Here is a 21,422-nt window from a genome sequence, read left to right on the forward strand (position 1 = left end):
GTGAATGTTCGACTGACCGAGCACTATAGAACAGATGGCCCCTGGGGTGGATGGGCCGAAGCCTGCCCGGACAAGTGCGACCACCCGCCGTTCGACGGACGGTGGTGACCGCCCCCCCTCCGGACTTCCGGGCTCCCCGCCCCGCGGAACGCGGAACGCAGAACGGCCCGGCGCACCGCTCGGTGCGCCGGGCCGTTCCCACATCGGTGGTTACGCCGGAACGCTCGCCACACCCCGCGCCAGGAACGGCTTCCCGTTCACCCGCTGGGAGACGCCCTCGCGGTCCAGGTACGGCGTGATGCCGCCCAGGTGGAAGGGCCAGCCCGCGCCGGTGATCAGGCACAGGTCGACGTCCTGGGCCTCGGCGACGACGCCCTCGTCCAGCATCAGGCCGATCTCCTGCGCCACCGCGTCCAGGACGCGGTCGCGGACCTGCTCCTCGGTGAGGACGGTGTCGCCCTGCTTGAGGAGGGCGGCGACCTCGGGGTCGAGGACCGGCGCACCGGAGTCGTAGACGTAGAAGCCGCGCTTGCCGGCCTTCACGACCGCCGCCAGGTTCTCGGAGACCGTGAAGCGCTCCGGGAAGGCGCGGTTCAGGGTCTCGGAGACGTGCAGGCCGATGGCCGGGCCGACCAGCTCCAGGAGGACCAGCGGGGACATCGGCAGGCCGAGCGGCTCCACGGCCTTCTCCGCGACCTCGACCGGGGTGCCCTCGTCGATGACGTTCTGGATCTCGCCCATGAAGCGGGTGAGGATGCGGTTGACGACGAACGCCGGGGCGTCCTTCACCAGGACCGCGGTCTTCTTCAGCTTGCGGGCCACACCGAACGCGGTCGCCAGCGAGGCGTCGTCCGTCTGCTCGCCGCGCACGATCTCCAGGAGCGGAAGGATCGCGACCGGGTTGAAGAAGTGGAAGCCGACGACCCGCTCGGGGTTCTTCAGCTTCGACGCCATCTCGGTCACCGAGAGCGAGGAGGTGTTGGTGGCGAGGATCGCGTGCGCCGGGGCGACCGCCTCGACCTCCGCGAACACCTGCTGCTTGACGCCGATCTCCTCGAAGACGGCCTCGATGATGAAGTCCGCGTCCGCGAAGCCCTCGGCCTTGTCGAGGACACCGGAGACCAGGCCCTTGAGGCGGTTGGCCTTGTCCTGGTTGATGCGGCCCTTGCCGAGGAGCTTCTCGATCTCGGCGTGGACGTAGCCCACACCCTTGTCGACGCGCTCCTGGTCGATGTCGGTGAGGACGACCGGGACCTCCAGGCGGCGCAGGAAGAGCAGCGCCAGCTGGCTGGCCATCAGACCGGCGCCGACGACGCCGACCTTGGTGACCGGGCGGGCCAGGTTCTTGTCCGGGGCGCCGGCCGGGCGCTTGGCGCGCTTCTGGACCAGGTTGAAGGCGTAGATGCCGCTGCGCAGCTCGCCGCCCATGATCAGGTCCGCGAGCGCCTGGTCCTCGGCGTCGAAGCCGGCGGACAGGTCGCCGTCCTTGGCCGCCGCGATGATGTCCAGCGCCCGGTACGCGGCCGGGGCCGCGCCGTGCACCTTGGAGTCCGCGATGGCCCGGCCGCGGGCGACGGCCGCGTCCCAGCCCTCGCCGCGGTCGATCTCGGGGCGCTCCACGGCCAGTTCGCCCTTGAGGACGGCCGCGGTCCAGATCAGCGACTGCTCCAGGAAGTCCGCGCCCTCGAAGATCGCGTCGGCGATCCCGAGCTCGTAGACCTGCACGCCCTTGAGCTGACGGTTCTGGTTGAGCGAGTTCTCGATGATCACCGAGACCGCGCGGTCCGCGCCGATCAGGTTCGGGAGCAGCGCGCAGCCGCCCCAGCCGGGGACCAGGCCGAGGAAGACCTCGGGCAGCGAGAACGCCGGGATGGCGGTGGAGACGGTGCGGTAGGCGCAGTGCAGACCGACCTCGACACCGCCGCCCATCGCCGCGCCGTTGTAGTACGCGAACGTCGGGACCGCGAGGCCGGAGAGGCGGCGGAAGACGTCGTGGCCGCCCTTGCCGATGGCCAGCGCGTCCTCGTGGCGGCCGAGCAGCTCCACACCCTTGAGGTCGGCGCCGACGGCGAAGATGAACGGTTTGCCGGTGATGCCGACGCCGGTGATGGTGCCGTCGGCGGCCTCCTTCTCGACCTGGTCGATCGCGGCGTCCAGGTTCGCCAGCGACTGCGGTCCGAAGGTGGTCGGCTTGGTGTGGTCCAGGCCGTTGTCCAGCGTGATGAGCGCGAACCGCCCGGCGCCGGACGGCAGATCCAGGTGGCGTACGTGCGCCTGCGTGACGACCTCGCCCGGGAACAGCTCGGCCGCGCCCTTCAGAAGCTCAGTGGTGGAGCTCACTTGTTGCCTCCGTCAGCGTTGAAGTGCGGGTTCTCCCAGACGACGGTGGCGCCCATGCCGAAGCCGACGCACATCGTCGTCAGGCCGTAGCGGACCTCGGGCTGCTCCTCGAACTGCCGGGCCAGCTGCGTCATGAGCCGGACACCGGAGGAGGCGAGCGGGTGGCCGTACGCGATGGCGCCGCCGTACTGGTTGACGCGGGCGTCGTCGTCGGCGATGCCGTAGTGCTCCAGGAAGGCGAGCACCTGCACGGCGAACGCCTCGTTGATCTCGAAGAGACCGATGTCGGAGATCGAGAGGCCGGCCTGGGCCAGCGCCTTCTCGGTCGCCGGGATCGGGCCGTAGCCCATGACCTCCGGCTCGACGCCCGCGAAGGCGTACGACACGAGGCGCATCTTGACCGGGAGGCCCAGCTCGCGGGCGACGTCCTCGGCGGCGAGCAGGGAGGCGGTGGCGCCGTCGTTGAGCCCCGCGGCGTTACCGGCCGTCACGCGGCCGTGGGCGCGGAAGGGGGTCTTCAGGCCCGCCAGGGACTCCAGCGTGGTGCCCGGACGCATCGGCTCGTCGGCGGTGACCAGACCCCAGCCCGTCTCACCGGCCTCGGCGTTGGTGCGGCGCACGGAGACCGGTACGAGGTCCTGCTGGATCTTGCCGTTGGCGTACGCCTTGGCGGCCTTCTCCTGCGAACGGACCGCGTACGCGTCGGCGCGCTGCTTGGTGATCGTGGGGTAGCGGTCGTGCAGGTTCTCCGCGGTCATGCCCATGAAGAGGGCGGACTCGTCGACCAGCTTCTCCGACACGAACCGCGGGTTCGGGTCGACGCCCTCGCCCATCGGGTGGCGGCCCATGTGCTCCACGCCACCGGCCACGACGACGTCGTACGCGCCGAAGGCGATGGAACCGGCCGTCGAGGTGACGGCGGTCAGGGCGCCCGCGCACATGCGGTCGATCGAGTAGCCGGGGACGGACTGCGGCAGACCGGCCAGGATTCCGGCGGTACGGCCGAGGGTCAGGCCCTGGTCGCCGATCTGGGTGGTCGCGGCGATGGCGACCTCGTCGATCTTCTTCGGGTCCAGGTCCGGGTTGCGGCGCAGCAGCTCCCGGATGGCCTTCACGACGAGATCGTCGGCGCGGGTCTCGTGGTAGATGCCCTTCGGGCCCGCTTTGCCGAACGGGGTGCGGACGCCGTCGACGAAGACGACGTCCCGGATGGTACGAGGCACGATGGCTCTCCTCCAGGGTGCGGGATGGCACTGCTGCGGGGCACGCCCGTGGGGCGCACCGCCTGCCTTCATGCTACTTGCGGGTAACCAGACTGCCCACCCCTCATGGCCGGAGCGTCGAAGGTCACACCGCCCGGGTACCCGCCCGAGCGCCGGTGAGACGGGGGAGGGGCCGGAGAACCTGGCGTGATTTCGACCATCGGTTCGGCGCCTGAACAGGGCTCGGACAACGGAGAACCCCCGGCCGGTGACCGGGGGCGGCGTCCGCGCGAGCGGGTCAGGCGGTGGCGGCGAGCGCCTGGACCAGGAGCGGGCCGACCTGCTCGATCTGCCAGTGCCGGGCCCCGTACCCGGCGAGCGTGTCCTCCACGGCGCTCGGCGTCACGACCTTCGGCGGCTCCCAGCAGACCCGGCGCACGGTGTCCGGGGTGATCAGGTTCTCCTGGGGCATGTGGAGCCGCTCGGCCAGCTCGGAGACGGCCGTGCGGGCCGCCGAGAGCCGGGCGGCGGCCGCCGGGTCCTTGTCGGCCCAGGAGCGCGGGGGCGGCGGTCCGGCCGGCTGCTGGCCGGGCTGCGGCAGCTCCGACTCCGGAAGCGCCTTCGCCCGCTCCACGGCCGCCTGCCACTGCTCCAGCTGACGGCGGCCCATGCGGTGGCCGAATCCCGGCAGTGCGGTGAGCGCCTGGACGTTGGCGGGCAGCGCGAGGGCGGCCTCCACGATCGCGGCGTCGCCGAGCACCTTGCCGGGGGAGATGTCGCGGCGCTGGGCCACCTGGTCCCGGGCGTTCCACAGCTCGCGCACGACCGCCATCTGACGGCGGCGGCGGACCTTGTGCATGCCCGAGGTGCGGCGCCAGGGGTCCTTGCGGGGCGGGGCGGGCGGCGCCGAGGCGATGGCGTCGAACTCCTCCCGCGCCCACTCCAGCTTCCCCTGCCGCTCCAGCTCGTCCTCCAGCGCGTCGCGCAGGTCGATCAGGAGCTCCACGTCCAGCGCGGCGTACCGCAGCCAGGGCTCGGGCAGCGGGCGGGTGGACCAGTCGACGGCGGAGTGGCCCTTCTCCAGGGCGTAACCGAGGACGTTCTCCACCATGGCCCCGAGGCCGACGCGCGGGAAGCCCGCCAGCCGGCCGGCCAGCTCGGTGTCGAAGAGCGAGGTGGGAGCCATACCTATGTCCCGCAGGCAGGGCAGGTCCTGGGTGGCGGCGTGCAGAATCCACTCGGAGCCGGTCAGGGCGGTGGAGAGGCCGGAGAGGTCGGGGCAGCCGACCGGGTCGACCAGGGCGCTGCCCGCGCCGTCGCGGCGCAGCTGCACCAGGTAGGCGCGCTGGCCGTAGCGGTAGCCGGAGGCGCGCTCGGCGTCGACGGCCACCGGTCCGGTCCCCGCGGCGAAGGCCGCGACCACCCGGGCGAGGGCGTCGTCGGAGGCCACCACCGGGGGAATGCCCTCGCGCGGTTCGAGCAAGGGGATCGGCGCCGGGGCGACGTCGTCCGGGGGAGCGCCCCCGGTGGTTCGCAGTGAACTGTCTGCTGCGGTCTCTTGGGCGTCGGTCACGCGTCAAGGGTATCTGTGTATACGCGCCACCCGTCGACGGAACGTTCCGTCGACGGGTGGCCATGCGCGTATTCCAGCCGGAGACGCATCGGTGCACGTCCCGGCGGGGGTGGGGGTCAGTGGATGATGCCCGTCCGCAGGGCGACGGCGACCATGCCCGCGCGGTCTCCGGTGCCGAGCTTGCGGGCGATGCGGGCGAGGTGGGACTTGACGGTCAGGGCGGAGAGGCCCATCGAGACGCCGATGGCCTTGTTGGACTGGCCTTCGGCGACCAGGCGGAGCACCTCCACCTCACGGCCGGACAGTTCGCGGTAGCCGCCTGGGTGGCTCGGGGATCCGGGGGGCCGGCGGTGCATACGGGCGGCATTGGCGCCGATGGGGGCGACGCCGGGGCGGGTGGGGTGGCCGATGTTGGTTCGGGTGCCGGTGACGACGTAACCCTTCACACCGCCCGCGAGGGCGTTGCGAACGGCGCCGATGTCGTCGGCGGCGGAGAGGGCGAGACCGTTGGGCCAGCCTGCGGCTCGGGTCTCGGACAGCAGGGTCAGCCCGGAACCGTCGGGCAGGTGGACGTCGGCAATGCAGATGTCGCGCGGGTTGCCGACGCGGGGACGTGCCTCCGCGATGGACGACGCCTCGATGACGTCACGTACTCCGAGGGCCCACAGATGGCGGGTGACGGTGGAACGGACGCGGGGGTCGGCCACGACGACCATGGCCGTCGGCTTGTTCGGGCGGTAGGCGACCAGGCTTGCGGGCTGCTCAAGGAGAACGGACACCAGGCCTCCTGGGGGAGTGGCGGGACGGGGGCCGGCTCGGGGGATGAAGCCGGGGCGAACCGTGCTTGAAGGGTCATTGACCTCTTCGGCAGCAGACCCGTCCTCCTTTAGAGGAAGATCACGATTTGGTGAGTAACAATTCGGGCAAATAGGACGCGCGATCGATTGTACGAAAAGAGAGTCGGCATGTGTGCGAAATGGGTGACGGGGTGTTACGAAACCTGTGGCCCGCGCCGCTGCGGCAGCGTCACCACCGCCGCGTCCGTCGGGTCCGACGGCGGCAGCCCCGCGATCTGGCAGAGCAGATCACCCCAGGCCATCAGGTGCGACGCCGCGTCCGGCACCCCGCCCCGGCCCTCGCGCGGCGTCCACGAGGCCCGGATCTCGATCTGCGTCGCCGGACGGCGCGCGCCCAGCGCTCCGAAGTAGTGCGATCCGGCGCGTGTCACCGTCCCGCCGGCTTCCCCGTACGACAATCCGCGCGCGTCCAGCGCCCCGGTCAGCCAGGACCAGCACACCTCCGGCAGCAGCGGGTCGGCGGCCATCTCCGGCTCCAGCTCCGCGCGCACCAGCGTCACCAGCCGGAAGGCGCCCTGCCAGGCGTCGTGCCCCGCCGGATCGTGCAGCAGGACGAGCCGGCCGTCCGCGAGATCGTCCTCGCCGTCGACCACGGCCGCCTCCAGGGCGAACGCGTGGGGCGCCAGGCGCTGCGGGGGCCGCGTGGCCTCCACCTCCAGCTCCGGGCGGAGCCGGGCCGAGCGCAGCGCGTCGACCGCCGACCGGAACGCGGGCGGGACGGGAGGACCCTCCGCACTGTCCTTGCCGTCAGCGCCATCGGAATGATCGGAAAATTGTCCCTGAGCCGGAGCCATGCCGGGAAGAGTAGGCGGAACGCGGGCCTCGTGCAGGGAGAGACACCCGTGCGGCGCCGGGCTCCTTCGCCATGCGTGCGAAGATTTGGTGCGTGAGTGCCAACACCAGCCCCTCGGGCCAGCAGACGACGACCGCCGCCAGCAACGACGCCACCCGCGACTCGGCGTTCCTCAAGGCCTGCCGGCGCGAACCCGTGCCGCACACGCCGGTCTGGTTCATGCGGCAGGCGGGGCGCTCGCTGCCCGAGTACCTGAAGGTCCGCGAGGGCATCGCGATGCTGGACTCCTGCATGATCCCGGAGCTGGTCACCGAGATCACCCTCCAGCCCGTGCGCCGCCACAAGGTCGACGCCGCGATCTACTTCAGCGACATCGTCGTCCCCCTGAAGGCCATCGGCATCGACCTCGACATCAAGCCCGGCGTCGGCCCGGTCATCGCCGAGCCGATCCGCACCCGCGCCGACCTGGCCCGGCTGCGTGACCTGACCCCCGAGGACGTCCCGTACGTCACCGAGGCCATCGGGATGCTCACCGCCGAGCTGGGCGCCACCCCGCTCATCGGCTTCGCCGGAGCCCCGTTCACGCTCGCCAGCTACCTCGTGGAGGGCGGCCCCTCGCGCAACCACGAGCGCACCAAGGCCATGATGTACGGCGACCCGCAGCTCTGGGCCGACCTCGTGGACCGGCTCGCCGAGATCACCGGCGCCTTCCTCAAGGTCCAGATCGAGGCCGGCGCCTCTGCCGTGCAGCTCTTCGACTCCTGGGTCGGCGCACTCGCCCCCGCCGACTACCGCCGCGCCGTGCTCCCCGCCTCCGCCAAGGTCTTCGACGCCGTCGCCCCGTACGGCGTGCCCCGCATCCACTTCGGCGTCGGCACCGGCGAGCTGCTCGGGCTGATGGGCGAGGCCGGGGCGGACGTCGTCGGCGTCGACTGGCGGGTCCCGCTGGACGAGGCCGCCCGCCGCGTCGGTCCCGGCAAGGCGCTCCAGGGCAACCTGGACCCGGCCGTGCTGTTCGCCCCCACCCCGGCGGTCGAGGAGAAGACCCGCGAGGTGCTGGACCAGGCCGCCGGTCTGGAGGGCCACATCTTCAACCTGGGCCACGGCGTGATGCCGTCGATGGACCCCGACGCGCTGACCCGGCTCGTCCGGTACGTGCAGGAGCAGACCGCGCGCTGAGGACACCGGTCCCCGGGGGCTTCCGAGCCCCCCGGGGACCACCCGTCAGCTCCCCGCGCCCCGCACCGCGGCCACCGTCTTGCGGGCCGCCACCAGCACCGGGTCCCACACCGGTGAGAACGGCGGCGCATAGCCCAGGTCCAGCGCCGTCATCTGCTCCACCGTCATCCCGGCGGTCAGCGCCACCGCCGCCACGTCCACGCGCTTGGCCGACCCCTCCCGGCCCACGATCTGCACCCCGAGCAGCCGCCCCGTACGCAGCTCCGCGATCATCTTCACCGTCATGGGCTTCGCCCCCGGGTAGTACCCCGCCCGCTGCGTCGACTCCACGGTCGCCGTGACATAGCGCAGCCCGACCGCCCGGGCGTCCTTCTCCCGCAGCCCGGTCCGGGCGATCTCCAGGTCGCAGACCTTGCTCACCGCCGTACCGACCACACCCGGGAACGTCCCGTAGCCGCCGCCGGCGTTCGAGCCGATGACCTGGCCGTGCTTGTTGGCGTGCGTGCCCAGGGCGATGTGGCGGGTGCGGCCCGCCACCAGGTCCATGACCTCCACGCAGTCGCCGCCCGCCCAGATGTTCTCGTGGCCCACCGCCCGCATCGCCAGGTCGGTGAGCAGGCCGCCGTGCGACCCGACCGTGAGACCCGCCTCCCGGGCCAGCTCCGCCTCCGGCTCCACGCCGATCCCGAGGACCACCACGTCCGCCGGGTAGCTCCGCCCCTCGGTCACCACCTCGCTCGCCCGGCCGTCCGGACCGGTGAGGATCTCCGTGACGGAGGCGCCGTTGACCGTGGTGATGCCGAGCCCGTCCATCGCCTCGTGGACCAGCGCGCCCATGTCCGGGTCGAGGGTCGCCATCGGCTGCTCGCCCCGGTTGAGGACCGTCACCTCGAAGCCGCGCTTCAGCATGGCCTCGGCCATCTCGACGCCGATGTACCCGGCGCCCACCACGACCGCCCGCCGGCGCCCCCCGGAGCCCACGGCGTCCAGCGAGTCCAGCAGCGCCTGCCCGTCGCCCAGGGTCTGCACCCCGTGCACGCCCGGCGCGTCGATGCCGGGCAGCGCCGGGCGGACCGGACGGGCGCCGGTGGCGATCACCAGCTTGTCGAACCCCGTCCAGTACGCCTCCCCGCTCTCCCGGTCCACCGCCCGCACCCGCTGCCCCGCCACGTCGATCTCCGTGACCTCGGTGCGCATGCGCAGATCGATGTCCCGCTCGCGGTGCTCCTCGGGCGTACGGGCGATGAGGTCGTCGGGCCCCGCCACGTCCCCGCTCACCCAGTACGGGATGCCGCACGCGGAGTACGAGGTGAACTCGCCGCGCTCGAAGGCGATGATCTCCAGCTCGTCCGGCTTCCTGAGCCTGCGGGCCTGCGACGCGGCGGACATGCCCGCCGCGTCGCCGCCGATGACCACGAGTCGCTCCGCTGCCATTCCGGGTCCCCTTCGCCGTATCAGGGAGCCCACGCTACGGCGCTCAGGGAGTGGGCGCGGTCTCCGGCTCCGGCTTCGGGGCCGGCGGGGCCGTCCGGGCCGTGCGCCGGGCACGCAGCACCCGCCACACCACCACCAGCAGCGCCGCCGTCACCAGGAACGGGGCGCTCGCGCCGATCGCCACCGCGATCCACCGGAACATCGTCACGAACGCGTCCCAGCCGCCGCCCAGCGCGTCCAGGAACCCCGGGTCGTCGTCCTCCCCGCCCGTGCGCGGGGCGTCCGGCTCGTTCAGGTCCAGCGTGATCGTCGCCAGCGAGGTGCGGTCCTTCAGGCTCGCCTGCCGGGTCAGCAGCGACTCCAGATCGGCCTGACGGTTGCTCAGCTCGCCTTCCAGGGCCACGACATCGGTGAGCTTCTCCGCTTTGTCCATCAGCTCCCGTACCCGGGTCACGCTCGCGCGCTGGGTGGCGATCCGGCTCTCCACGTCGACGACCTGGTCGGTGACGTCCTTCGCGTTCGAGGAGCGGGAGAGCAGCTTCCCGGCGCCGGTGAGCTCGCGCAGCACCTCATGGTAGCTGTCCTGCGGCACACGCAGCACGAGGTGCGATGACTCGTGCTCGTCGTCGATCCGCTCGGTGTTCTCGGTGGCCACCAGACCCCCGCTCGCCTCCACCGCGCTCCGGGCCGCCGCGGCCGCCTTGGGCGCGCTCCTCACCTCGACGGAGAGCTCGGTGGTCCGGATGACCTGGCTCCCCGCGGCCCCCGGTTTCGGCGCCTTGTCCTGCCGCTCGCCGCTCTTCGCCACCTCGGGAGCGGCGGAGGCCGCCGAGTCGCCCGGGGCGTACTGCTCGCCCACGATCCCCCTCTGCGCGGCGCCCGCCTTGAGGTCCCGCCCCCCGCCCGCGTCGGACGCGGCGTCGCCGGAGGCCCCGCACCCGCCGACGAGCAGCACCGCGCCGAGCGCACCCGCCGCCAGAGCGGCACGGAGACGGGAGCGGCGGTGGTGTGCCGCACGCGGCGGACGGGCGAGGAAGCGAGCGTCGATATCGCTGTTCACAGCAGGTCCCCCAGGACGCTTGTCGGTACTGCCGGTTCGACGTGGGCCCTCCCGAACCGGTTTCCGGGCGCGGGTTTCGAAGTGGTCACGGCCGGGACCCGGCAGGCGTTTGAGAGAGTGGACCCATGCAGCGTTCACATCAGGATGCGGACCCGCCCGTGCGCCATGTCGTCGTCATCGGCGGCGGCATCGCCGGACTGGCCGCCGCCCACCGCCTGGTCGCCACCGGCCTGCGGGTCACGCTCCTGGAGGCCACCGACCGGCTCGGCGGCAAGCTCATGACCGGCGAGGTCGCGGGCGTCCAGGTCGACCTCGGCGCCGAGTCGGTGCTGGCCCGCCGCCCCGAGGCCGTCGGCCTGGCCGAGGCGGTGGGCCTCGGCGACCGCCTCCAGCCGCCCGCCACCGCGACCGCCTCCCTCTGGACCCGCGACGCGCTGCGCCCGATGCCCAAGGGGCACGTGATGGGCGTCCCCGGCGACCCGGCCGCCCTCGACGGGGTGCTCTCGCCCGAAGGCCTCGCCCGGATCGCCGAGGAGCGCGACCTCACCCCGACGCCCGTCGGCGACGACGTGGCGGTCGGCGCGTACGTCGCCGACCGGCTCGGCCGCGAGGTCGTCGACCGGCTGGTGGAGCCCCTCCTCGGCGGGGTCTACGCGGGCGACGCCTACCGGATCTCGCTGCGCGCCGCCGTACCCCAGCTCTTCGAAGCGGTGAAGGAGGGCGGCCCGCTGCTGGAGGCCGTCCGCCGCATCCAGGAGCGGGCCGCGGCCCGCCAGCAGACCGGGCCCGTCTTCCAGGGCATCGAGGGCGGCATCGGCACCCTCCCGGCCGCCGTGGCCGCGGCCGTACGGGCCTCCGGCGGGCAGATCCTCACCGAGACCCCGGTCCTCGGCCTGACTTGTACGGAGGCGGGCTGGGCGGTCCGCACCGACACCGGCCTGATCACCGCCGACGGCATCGTCCTGGCCACCCCGGCCTGGTCCGCCGCCTCCCTGCTCACCGCCGAGTCCCCGGCGGCCTCCGCCGAGTTGGCCGGTGTCGAGTACGCGTCGATGGCCCTGGTCACCCTGGCCTTCCGGCGTACCGACATCGAGGCGTACGAAGCCCTGCGCGGCCGCTCCGGCTTCCTCGTCCCGCCGGTCGACGGCCGCACCATCAAGGCCTCCACCTTCTCCAGCAACAAGTGGCAGTGGGTGGCCGACGCCGCCCCCGGCCTCTTCGTGCTCCGCACCTCCGTCGGCCGCTACGGCGAGGAGGACCACCTGCACCGCGAGGACGGCGAACTCGTCGCCGTATCCCTGCGAGATCTCGCGGCGGCCACCGGACTGGCCGCACGCCCGGTCGACAGCGAGGTGACCCGCTGGATCGGCGGACTGCCGCAGTACCCGGTCGGCCACCACACCCGCGTCGCCCGCATCCGCGACGAGGTGGCGAAACTGCCCGCCCTGCGGGTCTGCGGCGCCGTCTACGACGGGGTCGGCATCCCCGCCTGCATCGCGAGCGCCCAGCGGGCGGCCGACGAGATCGCGGGCGAGTTCGAGGAGAGGATCGCGGGGGAGATCATCGCCACGCCCACCCTGGTTCAGGGCACCGGGAGCGAGGCGGGACAATAGCCGTATGAGTGCTCCTGAGACTGTGACATCCAGCAAGAGTCCGAACGCCGGAAAGAAGGCCAAGGACCTCAACGAGGTCATCCGCTACACGCTCTGGTCGGTCTTCAAACTGCGCGACGTACTGCCGCTGGACCGGACGGGATACGCGGACGAGGTCCAGGAGCTGTTCGACCAGCTCGCGGCGGAGGACATCACCGTGCGCGGCACCTACGACGTCTCCGGTCTGCGCGCGGACGCGGACCTGATGATCTGGTGGCACGCGGAGACCTCGGACGAGCTCCAGGAGGCGTACAACCTCTTCCGCCGCACCAAGCTCGGGCGCGCTCTGGAACCGGTCTGGTCGAACATGGCCCTGCACCGGCCCGCCGAGTTCAACAAGTCGCACGTTCCGGCGTTCCTCGCCGACGAGACGCCCCGCGACTACATCAGCGTCTACCCCTTCGTACGGTCCTACGACTGGTACCTGCTGCCCGACGAGGACCGCCGCCGCATGCTCGCGGACCACGGCAAGATGGCCCGGGGCTACCCCGACGTCCGCGCCAACACCGTCGCCTCGTTCTCGCTCGGCGACTACGAGTGGGTCCTCGCCTTCGAGGCGGACGAGCTGTACCGCATCGTCGACCTGATGCGCCACCTGCGCGCCTCCGAGGCACGGCTCCACGTGCGCGAGGAGGTCCCGTTCTACACGGGCCGCAGGAGGAGCGTCGCAGACCTGGTGGCCGGGCTCGCATAGCCAGCGAGTTCCCGCACCACCCCAACCCGGAAGATCAGAAGACGGGCACCAGGCACCGACCGTGCCGCCCGCCGTTCCAGCGACACCGGGTTCGGCTTCGGGCCCTGTCGGAGTGCACCCGCTGCACTCCGACAGGGCCCGTCCGCGCTCCAGGTTCGGTTGTCGACGCGGCCGACGGGTGGCCGGCCGTCGAGGCCGTGCGCCGGTGACGGTCGCGGGGCGAAGGAACCGGAACGGCCCGGTGGCTCGGGGCCTAGCCGGCTTGCGTGAGCGCGCGCAGTTGTCCGGCCAGCCGGTCCAGCTCGGCGGCCGTCGCGGGAGAGGTGTCGCTGAGTCCGCTGCGGACGGCGGTCCGGCTGCGCAGGAAGCGCCTCAGCAGGGGCACGAGCACCCCTTCCGGCACTTTGTCCAGTGCGCCGAACGGTCGCGGGACCGGCGGTGTCGGCAGGGCGGCCAGGTTCTGGCGCATGAGGCGGAGCATCGCGCGCACGGCGTCGGAATCCTCGGCCAGAGCCGCCGGGCCGCCCGCCGTGTACGCGGCCCGGCCGAGCGGCACCGAGAACGCGGCGTGGGTCTTGAGCCAGGCGTCCATCCGGGGCTCGGCCTTCGTATTGACGCCGGCGGCCCGGAAGACGCGGACGATCCGTTCCAGCCGCGGGGTGGTGCGCCCGTCGGGCTCACCGATCGGCATGGCGACCCGGTCGGTCACGGGGTTGCTCGCGCGGTGGCGGACCACGTCGCCGTCCATGGTGCCGCCGACGGCAGGGAAGCCGAGCAGCACGCGCCCCCGGCCGACCACCTCTTCCAGCGGCTGTGCGCCGGCCGCCCAGTTGTGCAGGAACAGCACATCGCCGCCGAAGCCGGCCAGTGACTCCAGCACCGCGTCCACCTGATGGGTGCGGACGGTGACGGCGGCCAGGTCGTACCCGTCCGCCGCGTGCTCGACCACCGGGACCGGCACCTGCCGGACGACGGGGCTGTCCTCCTCGGCGAGTCGCACACCGTGCCGCCGCAGGGACTCCAGCCGTCGGCCCCTGGCCAGCAGCGAGACGTCGGCCCCGGCCTCGTGGAGCTGGGCCGCGAGCAGGCTGCCGCACACCCCGGCGCCATGGACGAGCAGTTTCATGCGATCACATCCGCCTAAGTCAAACGTTCGTTTCAATCAGTCGTCTGTACAGTACGGCACATGGTGCTTCCCGATACCCGGAGCAACGTTCTCGACGCTGCCGAACGCCTCTTCGCCGAGAACGGCTACCGCGGGACCTCGGTCCGCGCGATCACCAACCTCGCCGGGGCCAACCTGGCCGCTGTGGCCTATCACTTCGGGTCGAAGGCGGAACTCATGGCGGCGGTGGCCCGCCGCGTCGCCGGGCCCATCAACAGGGCCCAGCACGCCCGGCTCGACGAGGCTCTCGCGAAGAACGCGGACCCGGACGTCGCCGACCTCGTGGAAGCCTTCGTCGGCCCCCTGTTCGACGAGATGCCCGCCGACGACGCCGACGGAGCCCGCACGTCCCGGCTGATCATGACGATCCTCAGCGATCCGGCCGAAGAGGCCCGCAGCTGGACCGGACCGGACGAAGCCGCCGTCCGTGAGCGGTTCCTGTCGGCCTTCACCCGCGCACTGCCGGGCGTTGCCCCGCAGGAGCTGTGGTTCCGGCTGCGGGGAGTCCTCGCCGTGACGGCCGTGGACCGCGTCGAGGTCCACAACCAGCCGACCCCCGGCTGCTCCACGGCAGCGGGGGAGGATGCCAAGCGCTGGGCGATCACGTTCCTGACGGCGGCGATGAGCGCCCCGGCGACCGAAACCGTTCGCTAGGCCGTTTCGCCGCCCGCGTTCCGGGCCACGGCGGGCCGGACACGGCGCACGCCCTCGCCGCCGGTACGGCTAGTCCAGCGAGAGGGGGTTCGGCTCCGCGTGCGGGGCGCACTCCGCGTCCCCGTCCGGTGTCGCCCCCGTCAGCAGGTAGCGCCGCAGATGGTCGTCCACGCAGGTGTTCCCGGCCCCGCCGATGCCGTGCGTCCCCGCGTCCCGCTCGGTCACGAGCACCGCGCCGCGCAGCCGCCGCTGAAGTTCCAGCGCCCCCTTGTACGGGGTCGCCGCATCGCGCTCCGCCGCCAGGATCAGCACCGGCGGCAGCTCGCCCCACCCGGTGGAGACGTCCAGCGGCTGCTGCCGGGGCGCGGGCCAGAAGGCGCACGGCAGGTTGGTGAAGGCGTTGTCCCAGGTCTGGAAGGGGGCGACGGTCGCGAGGTCGCTGTGGTCGCGGTCCCAGACCTCCCACTCCTCGGGCCATGGGGCGTCGTTGCACTCGATCGCGGTGTAGACGGCCCGCGCGTTCTCGTCCCCCTTGGCCGTGATCGCGCGCGGCGACATCTGGGTGATCAGCGGCTCCGGGTTCCCCCGGACGTACTCGGAGAGGGCGGTCGCCCGCATCGCCCAGTAGTCGTCGTAGTAACCGGCCTGGAGGAACGCCGCGTGGAACTGGCCGGGCCCCACCTTCCCGCCCGCCGGTTCGGCCGCGAGGCGGGTGCGCACGTCGTCGTAATGACGCTGCACGGCCTCGGGAGTGGTGCCGAGCCGGTAGACGTCGTCGTGCCTGGCGACCCAGCGCCGGAAGTCCTCCCAGCGGGACTCGAAGGCCAGCGACTGGTCGAGGTTGGAGCGGTACCAGATCTGCTCCGGGTCCGGGTCGACCGCGGAATCGAAGACCATACGGCGCACGCGTGAGGGAAAGAGGGTCGCGTACAAGGAACCCAGATACGTGCCGTACGAGGCACCCATGAACGTCAGCCGCTCGTCCCCGAGCGCCGCCCGCACCACCTCCAGGTCACGCGCGTTGTTGAGCGAGGTGTAGTGGCGCAGGGCCTCGCCCGCGTGCTTCTCGCACCCCCGCGCGTACGCCCGCGCCTGCGCGATCCGCTGCTTCTTGTACGCGGCCGTGGGGTGCACGGGGGAGTCGGTGGGGCTCTGCGCGAAGGCCGCGGGGTCCTGGCAGGAGAGCGGGGCGGAGGCGCCGACACCGCGCGGGGCGTAGCCGACCATGTCGTACGCCTCGGCGATCTCCTTCCACTCGGACATCTCGCCCATCAGCGGGAAGGTGACGCTGGAGGCGCCGGGGCCGCCCGGGTTGTAGACGAGGGAGCCCTGCCGGCCGGCCGCATCGCCGGTGGCCAGGGCGCGGCTGACGGTGAGTTCGATGGTCCGGCCGTCGGGCTCCGCGTAGTCCAGGGGGACGCCGACGGTGCCGCACTCCAGGGTGTCCGGCAGCTGCTCCTCCTCCGGGCAGGCGCCGAAGGAGATCCCGGCGGCTGCCGCGCGGACCGCCGCCACCGTCGTACCGCGCTCCTCGGCGGAGGCCGGAGCGGGGCCGTCCGAGGCGGTGGCAGGGGCGGCCACCAGGGCGGACAGGACCAGGGAGCCGATCGTTGCGTACAGCGGTACTGCTCTCACGGCGGGACCTCTCTGCGGATGCGGAGAGGGGATGGTGAGGTGCGGAGCGGGTGAAGTCCAGCACCGGGCCGGTGTGTTGCGGGGAACGACCCGGTTGCCGCACTCCTTCTCCCGGTGGCGGTTCAGGAACTGCTGCCGCAGCTGGAGCCGCCACCACAACTGGAGCTTGACCCCCCGCAGCTGGACCCCGAGCTCCCGCAGCCGGACCCCGAACCGCCGCACCCGGACCCACCGCCGCAGCCGCCTCCGCCCCCGCAACTCGTATGCCCCGGGCCCGAGTCGGCGCACCACACCGTGGTCGCCGCGAAGCCCGACGCCGCCGCACCTCCCACGTACCCCGCCGACCGGCCCCCCGAGAAGCCGGACCGTGAGCGCCGGGTCCGCAGGTGCTGCTGGGCCGCCGCGATCAGCTGGGCCTGGAGCACCGGGTCGGGGAGAGCGTGCAGCCCCCGGTTGGCGACGAGGTACGGCGGGGTCAGCAGGTAGGCGTTCGCGGCTCGAAAGGCCTGCGCGGCCCGGCGGCCCGCCCGGGTGATCCGCTTGGCGCCGGACGCGGCCACGACGAGCCCGCTGATCCCGCCCAGCAGGATGCCGGGCAGCACCTTCACGACGAAGGGGAACGGCATGTCGAACGGGGAGTCGTGTGCGATGTACTGAAGGACCGTGAGCAGGATGGAGAGCGGGAACGCGACGAAGCAGCTCACCCCCTGGATCAGTCCCCACCGCCGCACGGGACGGCCGTCGGCGGGCCGGACGAGCAGCCCGCGCTGAGCCAGCCCGTCGCCGATCTCCTGCACCGCCGGGTGGTGCATCACCGCCTCCCGAACCGCGTGCAGAGCCCCGCTCGGTGAGGTCGACAGCGCCTGGAACACGGCGCGTTCGACCGGGTCGTTCGCCTGCGCACGCTGTACGGAGATGATGCCGGGGCCGCCGATGAGGATCCGGCCGTCGGTGTACAGGGCGGTGAGCGCGGTGTCCGCGACCCTGGCCGGACCGCCGTTCAGGAACGCCGCCTCGTAGAGGTCGTGGACGGTGGCGGAGGGGTCGGCGGACGGGCGGCGGGACCGGGAGACGGCCACCTTCGCCAGGAGCAGCACGGTGGAGAGGGCGGCCACGAGGTTCATTACCAGGGCGAGCGTGTTCACGGCGGTCACTTCCCCGCGAGGACGGCACGGGCCGCCCGGACGATACGGGTGGTCCGGCTCGGTGGCCGGGGCCCGGAGCGGTCCTCCCACCAGTGCGTCAGCCTGCGCTGAGCCACGGGGTCGGGAAGGCCGCCCGAGACCAGGATCCGCTCCACGAAACCGAGGGCGTCGCGCCGGTAACCGGCGCTCATCGGGCGGCCCTCGGCGTAGTCGAGGAACGCGGCGCGGTAGCCGTCGCCGAGGATCTCCGGCAGCTCGGGCGCCACCTTCGCGACGACATCGGCGCGCTTGGCGGCCAGCGCCCGGCTCTGCACCCGCAGCCGCCGGTGGTCGAAGCCCTCGGGCGCCGGGGTGCCCGCGACGAGCGCGGAGAGCAGTACGGTCTGGGCGACGGCGGTACGGTCGCGGGCTCCGGGGGCGGCGGTGGGCGCCGAGGGCGTCTCCGTACGAGGGGCGGCTTCGCACGCCAGGGACGTCGCCGTGCGGGGGACGGCCCGGCGTGAGCCGGTCGCCGCGGACCGCAGCGTCTCCCGGATCGTGTCCAGCTCGCCCGCCAGCTCCGCGCCGGGCGGGAAGGCGTCGTCGCGCTCCAGCAGCACGCCCGGCGGGTCGACCCGCGAGCGCAGCTCGGCCAGTACGTCGAGGACCGGGGCGGTCACCGGGTGGGCGTGCGTGTCGTGCCAGACGCCGTCCTTCTCGACCCCGCCCGCCACATGGACGTACGCGATGGCCTCCACCGGCAGCTCGTCCAGCGCCTTCGCCGGGTCCTGGCCGAGGTTGACGTGGTTGGTGTGCAGGTTGGCCACGTCGATCAGCAGCCGCACGCCGGTCCGGTCGACCAGCTCCGCCAGGAACTGCCCCTCGGTCAGCTCCTCGTCCGGCCAGGAGACCAGCGCCGCGATGTTCTCCAGGGCCAGCGGCACGGGCAGCGAGTCCTGGGCGATGCGCACGTTCTCGCAGAGCACCTCCAGCGCGTCCCAGGTGCGCGGTACGGGCAGCAGGTGGCCCGCCTCCAGCCGCGCGGACGCGGTGAGCGGCCCCCCGGCCCGTACGAACGCGATGTGCTCGGTCACCAGCGGTGTACCCAGCAGCTCGGCCCGCGCCGCCAGCCCCGCGAGCCGCCCGGCGTCCGGGCGGTCCGCGCCGCCCAGGCCGAGCGAGACGCCGTGCGGGACGACTGTCACCCCCCGTTCCCGCAGGCGCACTAGGGAGTCCGGGAGGTGGTCGGCGCAGAGGTTCTCCGCCACCGCCTCCACCCAGTCGATCCCCGTGAGCGCCTCCACCTCGGCCGCGATCTCCGGCCGCCAGCCGATCCCGATGCCCAGCTTCATGGTGTCCCCCTCCTCCGCTCCCTGTCCGGGTGATGGCCCCGGGAAGCGGTGCCCAACCCGAACAGGGGACGTTCAGAGGAGGATTTGAGGTTCCGGGCGGGCGGGTCTCGTTACGGCATCGGCTTGGAGGGCTGTCCTGCGGGAGCGGCTTCGGAGGCCGCGTCAGGGTGGAAGGCCCTACGGCAGCGGCGGCATCGTCGGCGGTACCGGGCGCGAGGTGAACGACTGGTCGCCGGTCGGTGTCACCGGCACCGGAACCTGCGGCACCTGCCCGCCCTGCGGCATCGACGGGCCCGAGGGGCTGGCCGTGGACCCGCCGGCCGCCTCACGCGCCAGGGCGTCGAAGTCGACGAAGCCGGTGCCCTCCAGCATGGTGATGTGGTCCAGCACGGTCTGGTTCGCGTCGCTGGCGAGCTGCCGGATCAGGGTGTTGCGGGTGGTGTGCCGGACCTGGCCTATCAGCCCGAACACCTTGCCGTGCGCGGCCCGCAGGATGTTGGCGAACTTCCGCTCGTACTCGTCCCCGCTCGCCGCCGTCAGCTCCGCGAGCCACGCCCGCTGCTGCTCGGTCGGCTGGTTGGGCAGCTCCACCCCGAGCTTCGCGGCCACGTCCCGGGCCCGCCGGTCCAGGTCCGTGTGGCCGACCACCAGATGGTCCCCGGCCGCCTTCGTCGCCTCGCTGGGCGCCCGTTCGATCGCCTGCTGACCGGCGGGCAGCTCCCACAGCCCGGCGAGACGCACCTTGACCAGGAAGTCCCGGTCGGTCGCGGAGAGCGGGCCCCACTGGGTGGCGACGCTGGACGCGTTCAGGTTCGCCTCGCCGGTGCCCGAACGGTCCGCGTAGGACCAGACGGGGAAGGCGAGCGCGCCCACTGTGGCGACCAGTGCCGCGATGATGAGGGCCGTTCCGTTGATGCGTCGCAACAAGGTGTCTCCCGGGACGAGGCGAGGCGTGACAGCGCCGGTCAGTCGATCAGGCGTCAATCAACCGCCGACCGGCTCGCCGCGCAGGCTACTTGTCGGTAATGCCGGTGGGGCAGTATCGGGAGATACGTAGTCGGGCGCAGGAATACTCAGCCGCGGGCGGGCCGGTCCCGGCCTACGGGGGCGCCGCGCCGTGGAGGGCGGCCGGCGGATCTCCGAGGGGGCGTGCGTTCAGCGGCGGAGGCGTACGCCCGGGAGGGGACAGAACCGCCGGCCGCCCTCCACGGCGACGGTGGGCCCGGGGGCGATCTCCGTGAACCCCGCGTCGCGCACCACCGGCAGGCCGCTCGTGGTCAGCTCGCGCCAGCGCGCCGGGGTGGCCGTGGCCACGGAGAGCGGGAACCCCGCCTCGCGCCAGGCCTTGCGCTCGGTCTGTGACAGCTCCCACCAGGCGAGCTGGGCGCCGTGGCCGACCTGGGCCATCGTCTTGCCCGCCGACATCTCCAGCTCCGGGTTGAGCCACAGCACCGGCCCCTCCGGGTCGGGGGCGGCGGGCGGCTCGGGGTCGTCCAGGTCGGTGCCCGACACCTGGAGCTTGGCCAGCTCCTTGGGCCAGCCGTCCAGCGGGATCGGCGGGTAGACCCGGACCTCCGCGCCGGTGCCCGTCACCGTGATCCCGGGCAGCGCGGCCGCCTTGCGCCACTCCGCCCCACGTGCCCGGCGCACCACCTTGCGGATCCGGGCGTCCTCCCAGTCCCGCATCGCCCCCGCCCACTCGCCCTCGCCGAGGGACCGCTCGTCGGACAGGATCGTCAGCACCGCGCGGGCGGCGGTGCGCAGGGCGTCCGTACGGGCGGGCGGGGCCGTCTTCTCCAGGTGCACCACGAGCGGGAGCACGTACTGCGGGGCTTCGTCCCGGTCGGTCGGACCGTTGTGGAAGGGGCTCGGGGAGACAGTGGTCCGGGAGGAGGTGTTCTGGGAGGTGTCGTCGCTGCTCACGGTCCCAGTCTGCCAGGCGGAGATTCGCCGGCTCCTTGGCTTGACGGGCCGCCCCGGGTGAGGATGCTCCACATGAAGAGCGACCTTTTCTCCAGCGAGCACATGGCCCAGCCGGCCACCGCCCCCGGCATGACCCTGCAGAACCCGAAGTCGATCAAGTACGCCGTCAACGGCGAGATGCACGCCCGCCAGGGGTCGATGATCGCCTTCCGCGGCAATCTCCAGTTCGAACGCAAGGGCCAGGGCATCGGCGGCCTGCTCAAGCGCGCGGTCACCGGCGAGGGCCTCGCGCTCATGGCCGTACGCGGGCAGGGCGAGGCGTGGTTCGCGCACGAGGCCGCCAACTGCTTCATCCTGGAGATGGACCAGGGCGACCAGATCACCATCAACGGCCGTAACGTCCTCTGTTTCGACGCCACCCTCTCGTACGAGATCAAGACGGTGAAGGGCGCCGGGATGGTCGGCGGCGGCCTGTTCAACAGCGTCTTCTCCGGCTACGGCAAGCTCGGCCTGATGTGTGAGGGCACGCCCATCGTGATCCCGGTGACGGGCGCCCAGCCGGTGTACGTCGACACGGACGCGGTCGTCGGCTGGAGCCAGCAGCTCACGACGTCCCTGCACCGCTCCCAGAGCGTCGGATCGATGGTGCGCGGCGGCTCGGGCGAGGCCGTGCAGCTGATGCTCCAGGGCGAGGGGTTCGTCATCGTGCGGCCGAGCGAGGCCAGGCCGGAGCGGACCGCCAACTGACAGTCCGGTTCTGCCGACCCGATCCGACGGCCCGGTCC

The 21,422-nt window shown here is 72.7% G+C and carries 18 protein-coding genes; 5 read left to right on the forward strand and 13 right to left on the reverse strand.

Going from position 1 to position 21,422, the window contains the following annotated elements; all coding sequences use genetic code 11:
* Nucleotides 1-210: 210 nt before the first annotated feature.
* The 5 genes from D6270_RS27170 to D6270_RS27190 form a co-directional block, all read right to left on the reverse strand.
* Nucleotides 211-2,340, reverse strand: coding sequence for a 3-hydroxyacyl-CoA dehydrogenase NAD-binding domain-containing protein (locus D6270_RS27170; RefSeq protein ID WP_109163064.1), 2,130 nt, complete (start codon nt 2,338-2,340; stop codon nt 211-213).
* Nucleotides 2,337-3,563, reverse strand: coding sequence for a thiolase family protein (locus D6270_RS27175; protein ID WP_109163063.1), 1,227 nt, complete (start codon nt 3,561-3,563; stop codon nt 2,337-2,339). Before D6270_RS27175 ends, D6270_RS27170 begins: the two co-directional genes overlap by 4 nt.
* 277 nt (nt 3,564-3,840) lie before the next feature.
* Nucleotides 3,841-5,115 (reverse strand): HRDC domain-containing protein, encoded by a 1,275-nt coding sequence (locus D6270_RS27180; protein ID WP_109163062.1) that lies wholly within the window; start codon nt 5,113-5,115, stop codon nt 3,841-3,843.
* A gap of 116 nt (nt 5,116-5,231) precedes the next feature.
* On the reverse strand, nt 5,232-5,894 hold the full coding sequence (locus D6270_RS27185; RefSeq protein WP_003965521.1) for a response regulator transcription factor: 663 nt from the start codon (nt 5,892-5,894) through the stop codon (nt 5,232-5,234).
* A 212-nt stretch (nt 5,895-6,106) separates the two neighbouring features.
* The gene (locus tag D6270_RS27190; protein ID WP_109163061.1) at nt 6,107-6,766 is read right to left on the reverse strand and encodes a DUF3000 domain-containing protein; all 660 of its coding nucleotides are present in this window, start codon (nt 6,764-6,766) and stop codon (nt 6,107-6,109) included.
* 92 nt (nt 6,767-6,858) lie between these two features.
* Between D6270_RS27190 and hemE the strand changes: the two genes are divergently transcribed.
* Nucleotides 6,859-7,944: a uroporphyrinogen decarboxylase gene (hemE, locus tag D6270_RS27195; RefSeq protein WP_109163060.1), complete on the forward strand. Its 1,086-nt coding sequence runs from the start codon at nt 6,859-6,861 to the stop codon at nt 7,942-7,944.
* 45 nt (nt 7,945-7,989) lie between these two features.
* On the opposite strand, the gene D6270_RS27200 is transcribed toward hemE, so the two are convergent.
* On the reverse strand, nt 7,990-9,378 hold the full coding sequence (locus D6270_RS27200; protein WP_109163059.1) for an FAD-dependent oxidoreductase: 1,389 nt from the start codon (nt 9,376-9,378) through the stop codon (nt 7,990-7,992).
* Nucleotides 9,379-9,421: 43 nt separating this feature from the next.
* Nucleotides 9,422-10,438, reverse strand: a complete 1,017-nt coding sequence (locus tag D6270_RS27205) for a DUF4349 domain-containing protein (RefSeq protein ID WP_109163058.1) — start codon at nt 10,436-10,438, stop codon at nt 9,422-9,424.
* Between the two features lie 125 nt (nt 10,439-10,563).
* On the opposite strand from D6270_RS27205, the gene hemG reads away from it, so the two are divergent.
* Together hemG and hemQ are read left to right on the forward strand one after the other, a co-directional pair.
* A complete protein-coding gene (hemG, locus tag D6270_RS27210; protein ID WP_109163057.1) occupies nt 10,564-12,051 on the forward strand; it encodes a protoporphyrinogen oxidase in 1,488 nt (495 codons plus the stop codon).
* A 4-nt stretch (nt 12,052-12,055) separates the two neighbouring features.
* A complete protein-coding gene (gene hemQ, locus D6270_RS27215; RefSeq protein WP_109163056.1) occupies nt 12,056-12,784 on the forward strand; it encodes a hydrogen peroxide-dependent heme synthase in 729 nt (242 codons plus the stop codon).
* Between the two features lie 253 nt (nt 12,785-13,037).
* On the opposite strand, the gene D6270_RS27220 is transcribed toward hemQ, so the two are convergent.
* Complete coding sequence (locus D6270_RS27220) at nt 13,038-13,910, reverse strand: ketopantoate reductase family protein (protein WP_109163055.1); 873 nt, start codon at nt 13,908-13,910, stop codon at nt 13,038-13,040.
* A gap of 60 nt (nt 13,911-13,970) precedes the next feature.
* Here D6270_RS27220 and D6270_RS27225 point away from each other — a divergent pair, with 60 nt between their 5' ends.
* Nucleotides 13,971-14,603, forward strand: coding sequence for a TetR/AcrR family transcriptional regulator (locus D6270_RS27225; RefSeq protein WP_109163054.1), 633 nt, complete (start codon nt 13,971-13,973; stop codon nt 14,601-14,603).
* 69 nt (nt 14,604-14,672) lie between these two features.
* On the opposite strand, the gene D6270_RS27230 is transcribed toward D6270_RS27225, so the two are convergent.
* The 5 genes from D6270_RS27230 to D6270_RS27250 form a co-directional block, all read right to left on the reverse strand.
* Nucleotides 14,673-16,238, reverse strand: a complete 1,566-nt coding sequence (locus D6270_RS27230; protein WP_109167254.1) for an alpha/beta hydrolase — start codon at nt 16,236-16,238, stop codon at nt 14,673-14,675.
* Between the two features lie 122 nt (nt 16,239-16,360).
* Entirely contained in the window at nt 16,361-17,383 is a 1,023-nt protein-coding gene (locus D6270_RS27235) for a TIGR04222 domain-containing membrane protein (RefSeq protein WP_204117046.1), read from the reverse strand.
* A 5-nt stretch (nt 17,384-17,388) separates the two neighbouring features.
* Entirely contained in the window at nt 17,389-18,714 is a 1,326-nt protein-coding gene (locus D6270_RS27240) for an MbnB/TglH/ChrH family RiPP precursor modification enzyme (protein WP_109163053.1), read from the reverse strand.
* A 177-nt stretch (nt 18,715-18,891) separates the two neighbouring features.
* Nucleotides 18,892-19,638, reverse strand: a complete 747-nt coding sequence (locus D6270_RS27245; RefSeq protein ID WP_202419124.1) for a DUF4142 domain-containing protein — start codon at nt 19,636-19,638, stop codon at nt 18,892-18,894.
* Nucleotides 19,639-19,869: 231 nt separating this feature from the next.
* The gene (locus tag D6270_RS27250) at nt 19,870-20,637 is read right to left on the reverse strand and encodes a peptidyl-tRNA hydrolase (protein WP_109163051.1); all 768 of its coding nucleotides are present in this window, start codon (nt 20,635-20,637) and stop codon (nt 19,870-19,872) included.
* Nucleotides 20,638-20,709: 72 nt separating this feature from the next.
* On the opposite strand from D6270_RS27250, the gene D6270_RS27255 reads away from it, so the two are divergent.
* Entirely contained in the window at nt 20,710-21,384 is a 675-nt protein-coding gene (locus D6270_RS27255) for an AIM24 family protein (protein ID WP_109163050.1), read from the forward strand.
* Nucleotides 21,385-21,422: the final 38 nt, after the last annotated feature.

Origin of the sequence: Streptomyces griseus subsp. griseus, assembly GCF_003610995.1 — a bacterium.
Lineage (GTDB): Bacteria > Actinomycetota > Actinomycetes > Streptomycetales > Streptomycetaceae > Streptomyces.